This window comes from Pseudomonas sp. (assembly GCF_049300855.1).
GTDB lineage: Bacteria > Pseudomonadota > Gammaproteobacteria > Pseudomonadales > Pseudomonadaceae > Aquipseudomonas.
The window spans coordinates 24410-41567 of sequence record NZ_JBAQKH010000052.1; the positions used below are offsets into that span (position 1 = coordinate 24410).

14 protein-coding genes are annotated in these 17158 nt (G+C 59.2%); 9 read left to right on the forward strand and 5 right to left on the reverse strand.

The window, feature by feature from the left end; translation table 11 throughout:
- The first annotated feature begins 69 nt into the window (after window positions 1–69).
- Window positions 70–1479, forward strand: a complete 1410-nt coding sequence (locus WA225_RS24780) for a PLP-dependent aminotransferase family protein (RefSeq protein ID WP_422610039.1) — start codon at window positions 70–72, stop codon at window positions 1477–1479.
- 119 nt (window positions 1480–1598) lie between these two features.
- On the opposite strand, the gene ppsR is transcribed toward WA225_RS24780, so the two are convergent.
- Window positions 1599–2417 carry a posphoenolpyruvate synthetase regulatory kinase/phosphorylase PpsR gene (gene ppsR, locus WA225_RS24785; protein WP_034152875.1) on the reverse strand — a complete coding sequence of 273 codons (819 nt, stop codon included), beginning with the start codon at window positions 2415–2417 and terminating at the stop codon, window positions 1599–1601.
- Window positions 2418–2591: 174 nt separating this feature from the next.
- On the opposite strand from ppsR, the gene ppsA reads away from it, so the two are divergent.
- The 8 genes from ppsA to WA225_RS24825 all read left to right on the forward strand — a co-directional run bounded on the left by ppsA (window position 2592) and on the right by WA225_RS24825 (window position 10753).
- A complete protein-coding gene (gene ppsA, locus WA225_RS24790; protein ID WP_422610040.1) occupies window positions 2592–4967 on the forward strand; it encodes a phosphoenolpyruvate synthase in 2376 nt (791 codons plus the stop codon).
- Window positions 4968–5065: 98 nt separating this feature from the next.
- Window positions 5066–6055, forward strand: coding sequence for an alpha/beta fold hydrolase (locus WA225_RS24795; protein ID WP_422610041.1), 990 nt, complete (start codon window positions 5066–5068; stop codon window positions 6053–6055).
- 226 nt (window positions 6056–6281) lie between these two features.
- Window positions 6282–6773 carry a ribonuclease E activity regulator RraA gene (rraA, locus tag WA225_RS24800; RefSeq protein WP_422610042.1) on the forward strand — a complete coding sequence of 164 codons (492 nt, stop codon included), beginning with the start codon at window positions 6282–6284 and terminating at the stop codon, window positions 6771–6773.
- A gap of 22 nt (window positions 6774–6795) precedes the next feature.
- Window positions 6796–7791, forward strand: a complete 996-nt coding sequence (locus tag WA225_RS24805) for a zinc transporter ZntB (RefSeq protein ID WP_064116924.1) — start codon at window positions 6796–6798, stop codon at window positions 7789–7791.
- A 63-nt stretch (window positions 7792–7854) separates the two neighbouring features.
- On the forward strand, window positions 7855–8103 hold the full coding sequence (locus tag WA225_RS24810) for a hypothetical protein (protein ID WP_008076827.1): 249 nt from the start codon (window positions 7855–7857) through the stop codon (window positions 8101–8103).
- A 2-nt stretch (window positions 8104–8105) separates the two neighbouring features.
- A complete protein-coding gene (locus WA225_RS24815) occupies window positions 8106–8930 on the forward strand; it encodes a mechanosensitive ion channel family protein (RefSeq protein ID WP_064116923.1) in 825 nt (274 codons plus the stop codon).
- 90 nt (window positions 8931–9020) lie between these two features.
- A complete protein-coding gene (gene sigX, locus WA225_RS24820) occupies window positions 9021–9611 on the forward strand; it encodes an RNA polymerase sigma factor SigX (protein ID WP_064116922.1) in 591 nt (196 codons plus the stop codon).
- Between the two features lie 107 nt (window positions 9612–9718).
- Window positions 9719–10753: an OmpA family protein gene (locus WA225_RS24825; RefSeq protein ID WP_422610043.1), complete on the forward strand. Its 1035-nt coding sequence runs from the start codon at window positions 9719–9721 to the stop codon at window positions 10751–10753.
- 62 nt (window positions 10754–10815) lie between these two features.
- On the opposite strand, the gene cobA is transcribed toward WA225_RS24825, so the two are convergent.
- From cobA to nirB, 4 genes are read right to left on the reverse strand one after another with little or no spacing between them, the layout of a single operon-like run.
- Complete coding sequence (gene cobA / locus WA225_RS24830) at window positions 10816–11583, reverse strand: uroporphyrinogen-III C-methyltransferase (RefSeq protein WP_422610044.1); 768 nt, start codon at window positions 11581–11583, stop codon at window positions 10816–10818.
- A gap of 13 nt (window positions 11584–11596) precedes the next feature.
- Window positions 11597–14311, reverse strand: coding sequence for a molybdopterin-dependent oxidoreductase (locus tag WA225_RS24835; RefSeq protein WP_422610045.1), 2715 nt, complete (start codon window positions 14309–14311; stop codon window positions 11597–11599).
- Window positions 14311–14628, reverse strand: coding sequence for a nitrite reductase small subunit NirD (gene nirD, locus WA225_RS24840; protein ID WP_422610046.1), 318 nt, complete (start codon window positions 14626–14628; stop codon window positions 14311–14313). The genes WA225_RS24835 and nirD overlap by 1 nt, the downstream gene beginning before the upstream one ends.
- Window positions 14625–17078 (reverse strand): nitrite reductase large subunit NirB, encoded by a 2454-nt coding sequence (gene nirB, locus WA225_RS24845; RefSeq protein WP_422610047.1) that lies wholly within the window; start codon window positions 17076–17078, stop codon window positions 14625–14627. The genes nirD and nirB overlap by 4 nt, the downstream gene beginning before the upstream one ends.
- Window positions 17079–17158 lie beyond the last annotated feature (80 nt).

The following is a 17158-nucleotide window of genomic DNA, read 5'->3' on the forward strand; positions in this document are numbered from 1 at the left end:
AATTGACCTGATCACAGAAAGAGTCTATTTCTGATTGAACCTGTTTAAAGCACGCTATTCGGGGCGAGAATGACTGTCAAAGTAAGTATTGCCATGGTGTCAATCCTCCGTGATGGCCTCAGCAACGGCGTCGGCGTGAAGTACAAACGTCTCGCTGATGCGGTAGAGCAAGCCATCGACGAAGGCGTTATCGAAGCCGGCAGCAAACTGCCTCCGCACCGGTTATTGGCCGACAGCCTTGGTGTGACCATCGGCACCATCAGCCGTGCTTACGGCGAACTGGAGCGCGTGGGATTGGTCGTCGCCCGTGTCGGAGATGGCACCTACGTGCGTCAGCGCGGGATGGAGCGGCCGCAGGACAAAGGCTTTCGCAATGTCAGCGATGAGCCGTCAGCGTGCTTCGACATGAGCCGCAACCAGCCGATTCCGGCGCAGGAAGCGGCGTTCTTGAGCCAGAGCCTGCAAGACCTCGCCAGTGATCCGCGGGTGTTGCAGCAATTGACCGGGTACACCGCTGAAGCCGGGTTGGCCCGCCACCGATTGGCCGGGGCGGTATGGTTGCAGCATGCGGAATTTGTCCCGCACGCCGATCAGGTGTTGTGCGTCAACGGTGGCCAACATGGACTGTTGTGCGCGTTGATGGGCTTGCTCAAGGCCGGCGACACCGTTGTGACCGAGCATTTGTCCTACCCGGGATTGATCGGCGTCGCACGTCAGTTGGGGATAAAACTCATTGGCGCGGCGATGGATGACGAAGGGCTGCTCCCGTCGGCGCTGGAGGAGATCTGCCGTCAGCATCGGGTTTCGGCGCTGTATTGCACGCCGACGATCCAGAATCCTACGGCGGCGGTGATGTCCGTCCCACGGCGCGAGGCGCTTGCCGAGGTCTGTCGCCAGCACAATCTGCTGATCATCGAAGACGAAGCCCATGCGGTGCTGGATCGCCAGCGCCCGTTGCCGCTGAGTTACTTTGCGCCGGAGCGCTCAGTGCTGATCGGCAGTTTGAGCAAGGCCGTTTCAGCGGGTTTGCGCGTCGGTTATCTGCACGCGCCGCAAGCGTTGGTCGGGCGTTTGAGTGCGGCCATTCGCGCAACGTGCTGGATGGCCAATCCGTTATCGATGGAAGTGGCCAGTCTGTGGATCGAAAGCGGCATGGCGAAACAGTTGCTGGACGAGCAGATCAGCGAGATTGCTCGACGCAAGGCCTTGGTCGCGCCTGCGCTGCGGGGTTTGAACTACAAGACTCACCCTTACAGCCCGCACTTTTGGGTGGAAGTGCCTGAGCTGTGGCGGGCGTCGCAGATTGCGGCGGAGTTGAAGGAAAACAACTATCTGGTGGCCACCGCTGAGGCATTTGCGGTGGGGCATGCAGCGGTGCCGCAGTTTATTCGGGTGAGTGTGTGTAATGCGGTGGGGGATGATCGGTTGTTGCTGGCAGGCTTTGAGGCTCTGGCCAAGGCATTAACAGACACCGTGTAATCGTTCTTCGCGAGCAAGCTCGCTCCCACAGTGGACCGCATTCTTTCAGTTGGAATGCATTCCCCCCTGTGGGAGCGAGCGAGCTTGCTCGCGAAGGCGTCAGCCCAGGCACTACAACTCTACTTGAAACGCCGCTCCACACCTTTCTCCACCAGAATCTTCGCCGAAATCTCTTCCACCGAAAAATGCGTGGAGTTGATGTTGGGGATGTTCTCGCGGCGGAACAGGTTCTCCACTTCACGCACTTCGAACTCGCACTGGGCGTAGCTCGAATAACGGCTGTTGGGCTTGCGCTCGTTGCGGATTGCGGTGAGGCGGTCCGGGTCGATGGTCAGGCCGAACAGCTTGTGCTGATGGGCGCGCAGGGCCGTCGGCAGGGTCAGACGCTCCATGTCGTCTTCGGTCAGCGGGTAGTTGGCCGCGCGGATGCCGAATTGCATGGCCATGTACAGACACGTCGGCGTTTTACCGCATCGCGACACGCCCACTAGTATCAGGTCGGCTTTGTCGTAATAGTGCGTGCGCGCGCCGTCGTCGTTGTCGAGGGCAAAGTTGACCGCCTCGATGCGCTCCATGTAATTGGAGTTGTGCCCGATGGAGTGGGACTTGCCGACGGTGTAGGAAGAATGCTCGGTCAGTTCCTGCTCCAGCGGGGCAAGGAAGGTCGAGAAAATGTCGATCATGAAACCATTGGACGTTGCGAGAATCTCACGGATGTCCTGATTGACGATGGTGTCGAAGATGATCGGGCGAAAGCCGTCGGTTTCAGCGGCTTTGTTGATTTGTTGTACCATGGCCCGCGCTTTTTCAACGCTGTCGATGTACGGTCGCGTGAATTTGCTGAAGGTAATGTTTTCGAACTGCGCCAGAAGGCTTTGACCCAGGGTTTCGGCGGTAATGCCGGTGCCATCGGAGATGAAGAAAGCAGATCGTTTCATTTGCACCTTGGGCCTTAAGCTAATGAGCATTTCTGGATATGATAGGCGCGATTTGTCGGCCGCGACTGGCCCGCATTCTCACTTATTTTCCAGGTCCAGGCCATACAACCGGCCATGGCTCCCCCGGGCCGCCGGTTTCTGAGCTTTTCCAACACAGTTAGTGGAGAGATCACCTTGGTAGAGTACGTAGTTTCCCTCGATAAGCTCGGCAAACACGATGTTGAGCATGTGGGGGGCAAGAACGCATCCCTGGGCGAGATGATCAGTAACCTGGCAGGCGCCGGTGTTTCGGTCCCCGGCGGTTTCGCCACGACGGCTCAGGCTTATCGTGATTTCCTCGAACTGAGCGGCCTCAACGACCAGATCCACCAGGCCCTCGACGCGCTCGACGTTGACGACGTCAACGCCCTGGCCAAGACCGGCGCGCAGATCCGCCAATGGATCATGGACGCCGAATTCCCCGAAAAACTGAATGCCGAGATCCGCACCGCGTTCGCCGCGCTGTCGGCCGGTAATCCTGATGTGGCCGTGGCCGTGCGTTCTTCCGCCACCGCCGAAGACTTGCCGGACGCCTCGTTCGCCGGTCAGCAGGAAACCTTCCTGAACATCCGTGGTGTGGAAAACGTTATCCGCGCCGCCAAAGAGGTGTTCGCATCGCTGTTCAACGACCGTGCGATTTCCTACCGCGTGCACCAGGGCTTCGACCACAAACTGGTCGCCCTGTCGGCTGGCGTGCAGCGCATGGTGCGTTCGGAAACCGGCACCGCCGGCGTGATGTTCACCCTCGATACCGAATCCGGTTTCCGTGACGTGGTGTTCATCACCGGCGCCTACGGCCTGGGCGAAACCGTCGTACAAGGCGCGGTCAACCCCGACGAATTCTATGTGCACAAGGGCACGCTGGAAGCCGGTCGTCCGGCGATCCTGCGTCGCAACCTGGGCAGCAAAGCCATCAAGATGATCTACGGCGACGAGGCCAAGGCCGGTCGTTCGGTCAAGACCGTCGATGTCGACAAGGCTGAGCGCGCGCGTTTCTGCCTGAGCGACGCTGAAGTCAGCGAACTGGCCAAGCAAGCCATGATCATCGAAAAGCATTACGGCTGCCCGATGGACATCGAGTGGGCCAAGGACGGTGACGACGGCCAGCTGTACATCGTGCAGGCGCGTCCGGAAACCGTGAAAAGCCGCACCCAGGCCAACGTCATGGAACGTTACCTGCTGAAAGAAACCGGCACCGTGCTGGTGGAAGGTCGCGCGATTGGCCAGCGCATCGGCGCCGGCAAAGTGCGGATCATCAAAGACGTCTCCGAGATGGACAAGGTCCAGCCGGGCGACGTGCTGGTGTCCGACATGACCGACCCGGACTGGGAACCGGTGATGAAGCGCGCCAGCGCCATCGTCACCAACCGTGGCGGCCGTACTTGCCACGCGGCGATCATCGCTCGTGAGCTGGGTATTCCGGCTGTTGTGGGTTGCGGCAACGCCACCCAACTGCTGAAGGATGGCCAAGGTGTGACCGTGTCCTGCGCCGAAGGCGACACCGGCTACATCTTCGAAGGCGAACTGGGCTTCGACATCAAAAAGAACTCCGTCGACGCCATGCCGGAGCTGCCGTTCAAGATCATGATGAACGTCGGCAACCCGGACCGCGCCTTCGACTTCGCGCAACTGCCGAATGCCGGTGTGGGCCTGGCTCGTCTGGAGTTCATCATCAACCGCATGATCGGTGTGCACCCGAAAGCGCTGTTGAACTACGACGGTCTGCCGCAGGAAATCAAGGAAAGCGTCGACAAGCGCATCGCTGGTTACGACGATCCGGTCGGTTTCTACGTCGAGAAACTGGTTGAAGGCATCAGCACCCTCGCGGCTGCGTTCGCACCGAAGAAAGTCATCGTGCGTCTGTCGGACTTCAAGTCCAACGAATACGCCAACCTGATCGGCGGCAAACTGTACGAGCCGGAAGAAGAAAACCCGATGCTGGGTTTCCGTGGCGCTTCGCGTTACATCAGCGAATCGTTCCGTGACTGCTTCGAACTCGAATGCCGCGCGCTGAAACGTGTGCGCAACGAGATGGGCCTGACCAACGTCGAAATCATGGTGCCGTTCGTCCGTACCCTCGGCGAAGCCAGCCAGGTTGTCGATCTGCTCGCCGAAAACGGCTTGAAGCGCGGCGAGAATGGTCTGCGCGTGATCATGATGTGCGAACTGCCTTCCAACGCGATTCTGGCCGAAGAGTTCCTCGAATTTTTCGACGGTTTCTCGATCGGCTCCAACGACCTGACTCAGCTGACGCTGGGCCTGGACCGCGATTCCGGTATCATCGCGCACCTGTTCGACGAGCGTAATCCGGCGGTCAAGAAGCTCTTGGCCAACGCGATTGCCGCGTGCAACAAGGCCGGCAAGTACATCGGTATCTGCGGTCAGGGTCCTTCGGACCACCCGGATCTGGCCAAGTGGCTGATGGAGCAGGGCATCGAAAGCGTGTCGCTGAACCCGGACACCGTGCTGGAAACCTGGTTCTTCCTCGCGGAAGGCCAGGCGCCGGCCTGATCAGTATGTGAACGGCCCGTTCCCCCTGTGGGAGCGGGCTTTGAGATTTGAGTAGGGCGGGCTCCTGTAGATGCCGCCCTTTTTTGTGCAAGAGCATTATGCAAAGCAGCAGCAACCTGTTTCCTGTCGCCCTGATCAGCGCCGAACGGCGTGGCGATCTGAGCGAAGACGTTTACCGACTCAAACCCGGCAACAGCCCGGACTGGTCCGTGGAGATCGCCGTCACCCGTCTGGGCATGGCCGACGACTCGGCGCCGCGCGGTGTGCCAGTGATTCTGCTGCATGGCAGTTTTTCCAATCGACGCTTCTGGTTTTCACCCAAAGGCCTGGGCCTGGGCGCGTATCTGACGCGTCTGGGCTACGACGTGTGGATTCCGGAGATGCGCGGTCACGGCTTGTCGCAGCGCAACGAGCAATACCGCCGCAACCGTGTCGCCGACTATGCCCGTTACGATCTGCCGGCGATTGCCGCATTCGTGCGTGAGCAGAGCGGGCAGATTCCGCACTGGATCGGCCATTCGCTGGGCGGCATCACCCTGGCGGCGGCGCTTGGTGGCGAGTACTTGGGCGAGCCGGCGGTGGCTTCGGCGGCGTTTTTCGGTACGCAGGTCAGCCGTACGTATTGGCCACTGAAAATTCCGCCGGTGGAGTGGAGCAGCCGCTTTATTCTCAAGCACTTCGCGCAACTGTCCGGTTCGCGCCTTAAACGGGGCCCGGAAGACGAACCGATCGGTCTGGCGCTGGAAAGCATGCGCTGGTATGGCTTGTTCGGTCGTTTCGGTGACAAGGACAAGGACTGGTGGGCAGGCCTGGCCGATGTTCAGGTGCCAGTGCTGGCAGTGACGGCGGCGGGGGATCATCAGGATCCGGCGTGGGCCTGTCGCAAACTGTTCGAGCAGATCGGCACCGAGCACAAGCAGTTCATCAATCTGGGGCGCGAGCAGGGCTTCAACGACAATTTTGGCCATGTTGAAATGCTGGTGAGCAAAGCGGCGCAGACTGAAGTGTGGCCGCTGGTGGCGCGCTGGTTGAGCGATCAGCACACGCCGTTGCTGGGTGAGAAGCCGGATCTGGCCGCAGCAGTCTGAAGTCGCGCCGCTGAATTGGGCGTTTCGTTCAGATTGGCTTGCGGCTAAGATATGACGCATTGTGCGGTTCTGGTCATATTTGGTGGCTGTTTAGCTATTACGTTTCAGCGTTTGTTCAGGTTCGTTCAGCGACCATGGGATGGACTAAGGTAAACAGCGACCACCGGATCTCGTCTCAACAGAATGCGTCATCCTTGATCGTCTTCCTTGTTACAGGAGTTTTTCGATGAACCATTACCTCACGCCTGACCTGTGCGACGCCTATCCGGAGCTGGTCCAGGTGCTGGAACCGATGTTCAGCAATTTCGGCGGCCGTGATTCGTTCGGCGGCGAAATCGTGACCATCAAATGTTTCGAAGACAACTCGCTGGTCAAGGAACAGGCTGAACTCAAAGGCAACGGCAAGGTGCTGGTGGTCGATGGCGGCGGTTCGCTGCGCCGGGCGCTGCTGGGCGACATGATCGCCGAGAAGGCTGCGAAAAACGGTTGGGAAGGGCTGGTGATCTACGGCTGCATCCGTGACGTTGACGTGATCGCCCAGACCGACCTGGGTGTGCAGGCACTGGCCAGCCATCCGATGAAAACGGAAAAACGCGGCATCGGCGACCTCAACGTCCCGGTGACGTTTGCCGGCGTGACGTTCCACCCGGGCCACTACATTTATGCGGACAACAACGGCGTGATCATCTCGCCGAGTCCGCTGAAGATGCCTGAATAACAGTTTCGACAAAGGGATGCGGATGTTCGAGGAAGAAAACGCGCAATGGGGGCTGGTGCATGCCCTGGTGCTGGACGGAAAAGGCGGTGCGCGTTCGATAGCCCGGACTGAGCTCGACGATTTGCAACTGCAGGCCCATGAAAGCCTTTGGCTGCATTGGGATCGCAGCCATCCGCAGACCCAGACCTGGCTGCGCAAATCCAGCGGCCTGAATGAATTCACCTGCGACCTGCTGCTGGAAGAGAACACTCGACCGCGTCTGTTGCCGTTGCCCGATTCCGAGCTGCTGCTGTTTCTGCGCGGGGTCAATCTCAACCCGGGTGCCGAGCCGGAAGACATGGTCTCGGTGCGGATTTTCGCCTCTGCCCAACGGGTTATTTCCCTGCGTTTGCGGCCATTGCGCGCCACCGATGAGCTGCTGGCTCAGTTGGCGGACGGCAAGGGCCCGAAAACGGCCTCTGAACTCATCCTTTATCTGGCGCAGTTCCTCACCAACAAGGTGCAGGATCTGGTCACGTGCCTCTCGGAAATCGCCGATGAGGAAGAAGAAAAGATGGATGCCGACGAACGGTATACCCCCGAGCATGGCGCCATTTTGCACATCCGTCGGCGCGCCGCCGGGCTTAAGCGTTTCCTTGCGCCGCAGCGGGATATTTTCGGGCAGATGACGCGGATAAAACTGCCGTGGTTTGTCGATGACGATGCCGATTACTGGAACGAATTGAACAACAGTCTGACCCGCTATCTCGAAGAGCTCGAATTGACCCGAGAGCGCGTGGGGCTTGTGCTGGAGGCCGAAGACCGGCGTTTGAGCGAGCGCATGAATCGCACGATGTACCGCTTCGGGATCATCACCTGCATCTTTTTACCGATGAGTTTCATCACCGGTCTGTTGGGCATCAACGTTGGCGGAATTCCATTCTCCAGCAGCCCTTATGGTTTCCTGATCGCCTGTTTGACCGTGCTCGCCCTGGCCTTCGGTCAGTGGTGGTTATTCCGTCGTTTGCGCTGGGTCTGAACATGGCACATGTGACCCGACCAAATCTGCCCGCGTCTTTCACAGACATCACGAGAGGTGCGTATGCACGATCCGTTTGAACAGTCTTTGCGCGACATGCTCAACGCCTCGCCGTCCAGCCGCGACGACGATGCCTGTCTGGGCCGCGTACTCAAAACCGCCAACCGCCAGGTCGGCGCCGGTGATCTGTTCAGCCTGCTGGGCCGCTGGCTGCCCGCGCTGATGATCGCCTTGAACAACGGATCGGCCCATGTCTCGCCGGTTTCCCGTCTTCGTAAACCTACCGCTCGCACTGCTGATAAGGCTGATTGAATATGGAACTCGACCTCTGGACTCAGAGCCTCGTCACTGCAATGACTGCGTTGTGGACCAAAGTAGCCAACTTCATTCCGAACCTGTTCGGCGCACTGGTTGTGCTGCTGTTGGGTTTCGTCGTGGCCAAGCTGCTCGATACCTTGCTGTCCAAGTTGCTCGCCAAACTCGGTCTTGATCGCCTGATGGGCGGCACCGGCCTGACCAAATTGATGTCGCGAGCCGGGTTGCAAGTGCCGATTTCGACCTTGATCGGTAAAATCGTCTACTGGTTCGTTCTGCTGATTTTTCTGGTTTCTGCAGCAGAATCCCTTGGCCTTGAGCGAGTTTCAGCTACGCTGGATATGTTGGCGCTCTATTTGCCGAAAGTATTCGGTGCGGCGCTGGTGTTGCTGGTAGGTGTTTTGCTCGCGCAACTGGCCAACGGGCTGGTGCGCGGGGCGGCAGAAGGCGTAGGCCTGGACTACGCTTCGGGGCTGGGGCGCATTGCGCAGGGGCTGGTCATTATCATCAGCCTCTCGGTCGCGATCAGTCAGCTTGAGGTCAAGACCGACCTGCTGAACCATGTGATTGTCATCGTGTTGATTACCGTTGGTCTGGCCGTTGCGCTGGCCATGGGTTTGGGAAGCCGGGAAATTGCCGGTCAGATTCTTGCGGGAATCTATGTGCGTGAGTTGTATCAGGTTGGGCAACAAGTGCGTGTTGGCGAGGTCGAAGGCCAGATCGAAGAGATCGGCACGGTTAAAACCACATTGCTGACCGATGAGGGTGAGCTAGTCTCTCTCTCCAATCGGATCCTGCTGGAACAGCATGTGAGTAGCCGCTAATCCGGCAAACCCTGCTAATGTATGCCGCCGCAAAATGCCAGCTGACGCTGGCTGCGGCGGACATTGACCTGACTGTCGGCACGACTTGTTTTGAATAAAGCCCAAACGCTATCCACGCGCTACGACCCCCGCGAGCTCTCTGATGAGGAGTTGGTCGCGCGCGCGCATACCGAGCTGTTTCACGTAACGCGTGCCTATGAAGAACTGATGCGGCGTTACCAGCGAACATTATTTAACGTTTGTGCGAGATATCTTGGGAACGATCGCGACGCAGACGATGTCTGTCAGGAAGTCATGTTGAAGGTGCTGTATGGCCTGAAGAACTTCGAGGGTAAATCGAAGTTCAAGACGTGGCTCTACAGCATCACGTACAACGAGTGTATTACGCAGTATCGGAAGGAACGGCGAAAGCGTCGCTTGATGGACGCATTGAGTCTTGACCCCCTCGAGGAAGCGTCCGAAGAAAAGGCGCCAAAACCCGAGGAGAAGGGCGGACTTGATCGCTGGCTGGTGTATGTGAACCCGATTGACCGCGAAATTCTGGTGCTACGATTTGTCGCAGAGCTGGAATTTCAGGAGATCGCGGACATCATGCACATGGGTTTGAGTGCGACAAAAATGCGTTACAAACGTGCTCTAGATAAATTGCGTGAGAAATTTGCAGGCATTGCTGAAACTTAGTTCAGCGCAAATATCTCTTACGTGTAGGCAAGTTCTGATAGACTTGCCGCCGAGTTGTCCCCCGGTTTGCGGGACTGCTTCACAATCACCAGATGGGGATTTAACGGATGAAACTGAAAAACACCTTGGGCTTGGCCATTGGTTCTCTGATTGCCGCCACTTCGTTCGGCGCTCTGGCACAAGGCCAAGGCGCAGTTGAAATCGAAGGCTTCGCAAAGAAAGAACAATTCGACAGCGCTCGTAACTTCAAGAACAACGGCAACCTGTTCGGCGGCTCGATCGGTTACTTCCTGACCGACGACGTTGAACTGCGTCTGGGCTACGACGAAGTGCACAACGTGCGTTCCGACGACGGTCGTAACATCAAGGGCGCGAACACCGCTCTGGATGCTCTGTACCACTTCAACAACCCAGGCGACATGCTGCGTCCATACGTATCGGCTGGTTTCTCCGATCAGAGCATCGGTCAGAACGGTTCCGGCGGTCGTGACCGCTCCACCTTCGCCAACCTGGGCGCTGGTGCCAAGCTGTACTTCACCGAGAACTTCTACGCCCGTGCTGGCGTTGAAGCTCAATACAACATCGACCAGGGCGACACCGAGTGGGCTCCTAGCGTCGGTATCGGTGTGAACTTCGGTGGCGGCTCCAAGCCTGCTGCTGCTCCAGTTCCAGCACCAGCTGAAGTCTGCTCCGACAGCGACAACGATGGCGTTTGCGACAACGTTGACAAGTGCCCAGACACCCCAGCCAACGTAACTGTTGACGCTGATGGCTGCCCGGCAGTTGCTGAAGTTGTTCGTGTTGAGCTGGACGTTAAGTTCGACTTCGACAAGTCGGTTGTGAAGCCAAACAGCTACGGCGACATCAAGAACCTGGCTGACTTCATGAAGCAGTACCCATCCACCACCACTACTGTTGAAGGTCACACTGACTCCGTCGGTCCTGACGCTTACAACCAGAAACTGTCCGAGCGTCGTGCAAACGCCGTTAAGCAAGTTCTGACCAACCAGTACGGTGTTGAATCGTCCCGCGTTCAGTCTGTTGGCTACGGCGAATCCCGCCCAGTTGCTGACAACAAAACTGAAGCTGGCCGCGCTGTAAACCGTCGCGTAGAAGCGCAGGTTGAAGCCCAAGGTAAGTAATTACCCGCCGCTCTGAGAAAAGCCCGGCTTAGGCCGGGCTTTTCTTTGCCTGCGATTTGAGTTTACGGCAGGCACGCGGCCCCTGCGTGGGCGTTGCTGCAGGCGGCGATCCTTTGATCTTCAACAACAGCCGCCACCGCACCAATCACCAGAATCGCCGGGCTTTTCAATCCAAAAGCACACGCATCCTCACCCATGCTGCGCAGATTGCTCCGGCATTCCCGATGCTGCGGCAATGACGCATTCTCGATCATCGCCACCGGCGTATCCGCCGCCATCCCGCCCGCCAACAACTGATCACGAATCTCCTCCAGCTTTGCCACACCCATATAAACCACCAACGTCGTGCCGCCCTGCGCCAGCGCCTGCCAGTTCAATCGGCTGTCATCCTGAGTGTGCGCGGTGACCAGCGTCACGCCTCGCGCGACACCGCGTAGCGTCAGCGGAATATCGCACTGCGTCGCTCCGGCCAGTCCGGCGGTGATGCCATTGACCAACTCCACTTCGACCCCACGCTGACGCAGCCACTGCGCCTCTTCGCCACCCCGGCCGAAAATGCACGGATCACCACCCTTGAGCCGCACCACACACTTGCCGTGACGGGCATAGCGCAACATCAATCGGTGGATGAACGCTTGCGGGGTCGAGCGGCAACCACCGCGTTTGCCCACCGTGATAATGCGCGCGGCGGGGCAGTGCTCCAGTACCGCGACGTTGACCAGGTCATCGATCAGCACCACATCGGCTTCGCGCAAGGCACGCACCGCTTTGAGGGTCAGCAGTTCCGGATCGCCGGGGCCTGCGCCTACCAGCCAGACTTTTGCATTCATGCTGCTTTCCTCATCAGATGACGGCGACCGGCTGCAACTCGGCAGCCAGCAAACGTTTTATTTCCGGGACGCACGAGCCGCATTGCGTGCCGCAGCCCAGCGTGTTTTTCAAACCCTGCAAATCCAAACCTTGGCGGATGCCGGCGCACACCGTGTTGAGGCTGACGTTCTTGCAGTTGCACAGGGTTCTATCCGCATTAATCTGCGGCCCGGCATTGCCCGGCGGCGCACTCATCGGCGCCAGAAGCCAGCGCCGCAGTTGCTCGTCCGCCCGGCCTTCGAGCCACAGGCTTTGCAGCCAATGCTGTGCAAGTGTTTCGCCGGCCAGTCGAATCGCGGTGATCCGGCCGTTTTCGATGCGCACGCGTTTACCGATAGCCCGACGCGGGTCGTCATAGGCCAATACCGGGCCGTCGATCAGCGCCAGGCAACGGTCGATTTCACCCAGTAACTGTGGATTCGGCGCCTCGTTGCTGGCTGCGCGTATCAGCAATGCCGATCGTTCACGTCCGACAAGGCTGAGACTCACGTAGGAAAATGCCTCACAGAGCGGTCGTAGCGCCTCGAAATGCCGTTGAACATCGCCCTCGATCAGTGCGAAAAGCTGCCACGGCAGATCGACCGGTTCCAGGCGCACGCCGCTGTGTTTGAGCTCCGGTTGTTTCGACAGTGGATCAAACGCCGGCAGGGTCAGGCTGTTTACACCGCCCTTGAGAAACCGGTCACCCCAGTGCATCGGCAGAAAGGCCTGACCCGGGCGCACGCTGTCGTCGCTGCCGACCGCGACAATCACTGCGCCGCGACGACTTTTCAGATTGACCAGATCGCCCGGCTGCAAGCGCTGCCGGCGTAATTCGTCCGGGTGCAGACTCAACACCGCTTCGCTGACATGCCCGAACAACTGCGCCGCCGTGCCGGTGCGGCTCATACCGTGCCATTGATCACGCAGGCGGCCAGTGATCAACGTCAGTGGAAAGCGTGCATCGCGCTGTTCCTTGGCGGCGCGATACGGGTCGGCAATGAACTGCGCGCGCCCATTGGGCGTAGGAAAAATGCCGTCCTCGTACAGGCGTGGCGTGCCTTCGCGGGCACCGACAGGGAAGGGCCACTGCTGCGGTCCGATCTCGTCGATCAATGCATGACTGATCCCGGACAAATCCAGATCCCGCCCGCGCGTCAGTCCTTTGAATTCATCGAACAACTGCGACGGTTGATTGAACGAAAACAGGCTCGGCTCACCGCAGCGAAGACGTTTCTCCAGACGCTGTGCAAAATCCACGGTGATCGCCCAATCCGGCCGCGCTTCACCCGGTGGGAGAATGGCTTTGCGCACGTGGGAAATACGCCGCTCGGAGTTGGTCACCGAGCCTTCCTTCTCGCCCCAACTGGCGGCGGGCAACAGCAGATCGGCGAACGCAGCGGTTTCAGTGGTGCGGAAGGCTTCTTGCAGAACCACAAACGGGCAGGCTTGCAGCGCTGCGCGCACCGAATGTTGATCCGGCATTGATTGCGCCGGGTTGGTACAAGCAATCCACAGCGCTTTGATCTTGCCGCTGCGCACCTGCTCGAACAGTTCAATGGCGCTGAGTCCGGTGCTCTCCGGCAATTGATCGACACCCCAATAAGCTGCCACTTCGGCGCGATGGTCAGGGTTGGCCGCCTCGCGGTGGCCGGGCAACAAGTTCGACAAGCTGCCGGTTTCACGCCCGCCCATGGCATTTGGCTGACCGGTGAGGGAGAAAGGTCCTGCACCCGGACGGCCGATTTGCCCGGTGGCCAGGTGCAGATTGATCAGCGCGCTGTTCTTCGCGCTGCCAGCGGTGGACTGGTTCAAACCCATGCACCACAGCGACAGAAAACTCGGTGAGGTGCCAACCCATCCGGCGCACTGCTGCAATTGCTCGACACTGATTCCGCACAGTTGCGACACCATCTGCGGGGTGTAATCGCGCACCAGATTCTTCAGCTCTGGGAGGCCTTCGGTGTGGGTCTTGATGAAGTCACGATCAATCCAGTCTTCCCACAACAACAGATGCAAAATCCCATGGAACAACGCGACATCGGTGCCGGGCAAAATCGCCAGATGCAGATCGGCAAGATCACAGGTGTCGGTGCGCCGTGGATCAATGACGATGACTTTCATCTGTGGCCGGCGCGATTTTGCCTCTTCCAGTCGACGGAAAAGTACCGGATGGGCGTAGGCCATGTTACTGCCAACGATCATCACGCAATCGCTGAGCTCCAGATCCTCATAACTGCAGGGCGGGGCGTCGGCGCCGAGGCTGCGCTTATAGCCGACCACCGCTGAAGACATGCACAGGCGTGAATTGCTGTCGATGTTGTTGGTGCCGACCAACGCCCGCGCGAGTTTGTTGAAGGCGTAGTAGTCCTCGGTCAGCAACTGTCCGGAGATATAGAACGCCACGCTGTCCGGGCCGTGTTCGACGATGGTTTCTGCGAACACGTTGGCGGCATGTTCCAGCGCGGTGTCCCAATCCGTGCGGCTGCGCGTCAGGCCTTTGCCCAGTCGCAGTTCCGGGTACAGCGCGCGGGCCGCGAGGTCGCCGGTCAGGTGCAGGGTCGAGCCTTTGCTGCAGAGTTTGCCGAAGTTGGCCGGATGCGCCGGATCGCCGCTGACGCCGAGAATGCGCTCGCCGTCATGTTCGATCAGCACGCCGCAGCCGACCCCGCAATAACAGCAGGTCGAGGCGGTCGTCTGGCGGTTCATCAGTTGGCGTCCCGCAGGGCCAGTTGCACCCGACCGTTCTCGACCCGCGCCGGGTGATGGTGCGCGCAACCGATGTCCGGCGCCTGCGCTTCACCGGTCTGCAGGTCGATCTGCCAGTTGTGCAGCGGGCAGGCCACACGTTTGCCGTAGATCAAGCCTTGCGACAACGGCCCACCCTTGTGCGGGCAGCGGTCGTCGAGGGCGAAAACCTCATCGTCGCTTGTACGAAAAATCGCGATATCACCTTTCGGCCCGGCAATGATTCGCGAGCCGAGGGCGTTGATTTCTTCGAGGTCACAGATATCCAGCCAGTTCATGCCGGCACCTCCAGATTTTTCACCGGGATCACGTCGAATTCTTTCTTCAGTTGCGGCTGGGCCAAGCGTTCTTTCCACGGATCCTGTTCGAACGACAAGGAGAATTGCAGGCGCTCGTTCAGCGCTTTGCGGCGCTCGGGGTCTTGCAGCACGGCTTTCTTGATGTGTTCCATGCCGACTCGTTGCAGGTAGTGCACGGTGCGTTCGAGGTAGAAGGCTTCTTCGCGATACAGCTGCAGGAACGCACCGTTGTATTCGCGGACTTCTTCGGCGGTTTTCAGCTTGACGAAGAATTCGGCGACTTCGGTTTTGATCCCGCCGTTGCCGCCGATGTACATCTCCCAGCCGGAGTCGACGCCGATGATTCCTACGTCCTTGATCCCCGCCTCCGAGCAGTTGCGTGGGCATCCGGAGACAGCCAGTTTCACTTTGTGCGGCGACCACATGTTGAACAGGTCGTGCTCAAGCTCGATGCCCAGTTGCGTCGAGTTCTGCGTGCCGAAGCGGCAGAACTCGCTACCAACGCAGGTCTTCACGGTGCGGATGGATTTGCCGTAAGCGTGGCCGGATGGCATGTCGAGATCCTTCCACACACCGGGCAAGTCCTGCTTTTTGATGCCGAGCAAATCGATGCGCTGCCCGCCGGTAACCTTGACCATCGGCACGTTGTACTTGTCGGCCACATCGGCAATCCGCCGCAGTTCTGACGGATTGGTCACGCCGCCCCACATCCGTGGCACCACCGAATAAGTGCCGTCCTTCTGGATGTTGGCGTGCGCGCGTTCGTTGATCAGGCGCGATTGCGGGTCGTCCCTGGCTTCGCCGGGCCAGGTGGAAATCAGGTAATAGTTGAGGGCCGGGCGGCACGTTGCGCAACCGTTCGGCGTGCGCCAGTTGAGGTAGCTCAGGGTGCCGGCGATGGTCAGCAGATGCTGTTCGCGAATCGCTTGGCGAATCTGCCCGTGGCTGAGATCGCTGCATCCGCAGATGGCCTTTTCGCTTTTCGGTTTGACGTCGGCCGCACCACCCACGGTGTTGATCAGGATCTGCTCGACCAGCCCGGCGCAGGAGCCGCAGGAGCTGGCGGCTTTGGTGTGTTTCTTCACCTCATCGACGCTGAACAGGCCGTGTTCCTGAATGGCTTTGACGATGGTGCCTTTGCACACGCCGTTGCAGCCGCAGACTTCGGCGGTGTCGGCCATGACCATGGCTTTGTCCTGGCCCTGATGTCCTACGTCGCCCAAAGCGTTTTCGCCAAACATCAGGTGATCGCGGATCTCGCCGATGGCGTGATTCTCACGAATCTGGCGGAAATACCAACCGCCATCTGCCGTATCGCCGTACAGACAGGCGCCGACCAGCACGTCATCCTTGATCACCAGTTTTTTGTACACACCGCCGATCGGGTCGGAGAGGGTGATGGTCTCGGTGCCTTCGCCACCCATGAAGTCGCCAGCGGAAAACAGGTCGATGCCGGTGACTTTCAATTTGGTTGACGTCACCGACCCCTGATAACGGGCGAAGCCCAATTGTGCGAGATGGTTGGCGCAAACCTTGGCCTGTTCGAACAATGGCGCGACCAGACCATAGGCAATGCCGCGATGGCTGGCGCATTCACCGATGGCATAAATACGCGGGTCGTAGGTTTGCAGAGTATCGTTGACCAGAATCCCGCGATTGCACGGGATGCCGGCCTTTTCCGCCAGTTCGGTGTTAGGGCGAATGCCAGCAGCCATCACCACCAGATCGGCGGGGATGATCTCGCCGTTCTTGAATTGCACCGAGCCGACCCGGCCATTGCCGGCGTCGTGCAGGGCTTGGGTTTGTTCGCATAGACGGAAGTGCAAACCACGGGATTCGAGTGCCGTTTGCAGGAGTTGGCCGCTGGTTTTGTCCAGTTGCCGTTCCAGCAACCACTCACCGATATGCACCACAGTGACGTGCATGCCGCGCAGCATCAGGCCATTGGCGGCTTCGAGGCCGAGCAAGCCGCCACCGATGACCACCGCGTGTTTGTGGGTTTTCGCGGTGTCGATCATCGCCTGGGTGTCGGCGATGTCGCGGTATCCGATCACGCCGTGCAGGGAGTTGCCGGGGATCGGCAGGATGAACGGTGTCGAGCCGGTGGCGATCAGCAGGCGATCGTATTCGGCTTCAGTGCCATCCTCGGCGATCACCCGGCGTTTGACCCGATCGATCTCCACCACTTTGCGGTTGAGCAGCAATTTGATGTTGTTTTCCAAATACCAGTCGAGGTCGTTAAGGACGATCTCTTCGAAGGTCTGCTCGCCGGCCAGCACTGGCGAGAGCAGGATGCGGTTGTAGTTGGTGTGCGGTTCAGCGCCGAAGACGGTGATGTCGTACAGCTCGTTGCTCAGTTTGAGCAGTTCTTCGAGGGTGCGGACCCCGGCCATGCCGTTGCCGATCATCACCAGTTTGAGTTTTTTCATCAGGTTCTCCGGGGAGCGTTGGCTGGCCTCTTGTGGGCAGTCAGGCCTTGCTCGAGAAATTTTGCGCAAACAAAAAAAGG

Bases quoted from the DNA above. Each gene is read 5' to 3' on its own strand.
- cobA (WP_422610044.1), bottom strand. From the start codon at position 11,583: ATGAATGCAAAAGTCTGGCTGGTAGGCGCAGGCCCCGGCGATCCGGAA.
- ppsR (WP_034152875.1), bottom strand. From the start codon at position 2,417: ATGAAACGATCTGCTTTCTTCATCTCCGATGGCACCGGCATTACCGCC.
- WA225_RS24825 (WP_422610043.1), top strand. From the start codon at position 9,719: ATGAAACTGAAAAACACCTTGGGCTTGGCCATTGGTTCTCTGATTGCC.
- WA225_RS24795 (WP_422610041.1), top strand. From the start codon at position 5,066: ATGCAAAGCAGCAGCAACCTGTTTCCTGTCGCCCTGATCAGCGCCGAA.
- nirB (WP_422610047.1), bottom strand. From the start codon at position 17,078: ATGAAAAAACTCAAACTGGTGATGATCGGCAACGGCATGGCCGGGGTC.
- WA225_RS24780 (WP_422610039.1), top strand. From the start codon at position 70: ATGACTGTCAAAGTAAGTATTGCCATGGTGTCAATCCTCCGTGATGGC.
- rraA (WP_422610042.1), top strand. From the start codon at position 6,282: ATGAACCATTACCTCACGCCTGACCTGTGCGACGCCTATCCGGAGCTG.
- WA225_RS24810 (WP_008076827.1), top strand. From the start codon at position 7,855: ATGCACGATCCGTTTGAACAGTCTTTGCGCGACATGCTCAACGCCTCG.
- WA225_RS24815 (WP_064116923.1), top strand. From the start codon at position 8,106: ATGGAACTCGACCTCTGGACTCAGAGCCTCGTCACTGCAATGACTGCG.
- WA225_RS24805 (WP_064116924.1), top strand. From the start codon at position 6,796: ATGTTCGAGGAAGAAAACGCGCAATGGGGGCTGGTGCATGCCCTGGTG.
- WA225_RS24835 (WP_422610045.1), bottom strand. From the start codon at position 14,311: ATGAACCGCCAGACGACCGCCTCGACCTGCTGTTATTGCGGGGTCGGC.
- nirD (WP_422610046.1), bottom strand. From the start codon at position 14,628: ATGAACTGGCTGGATATCTGTGACCTCGAAGAAATCAACGCCCTCGGC.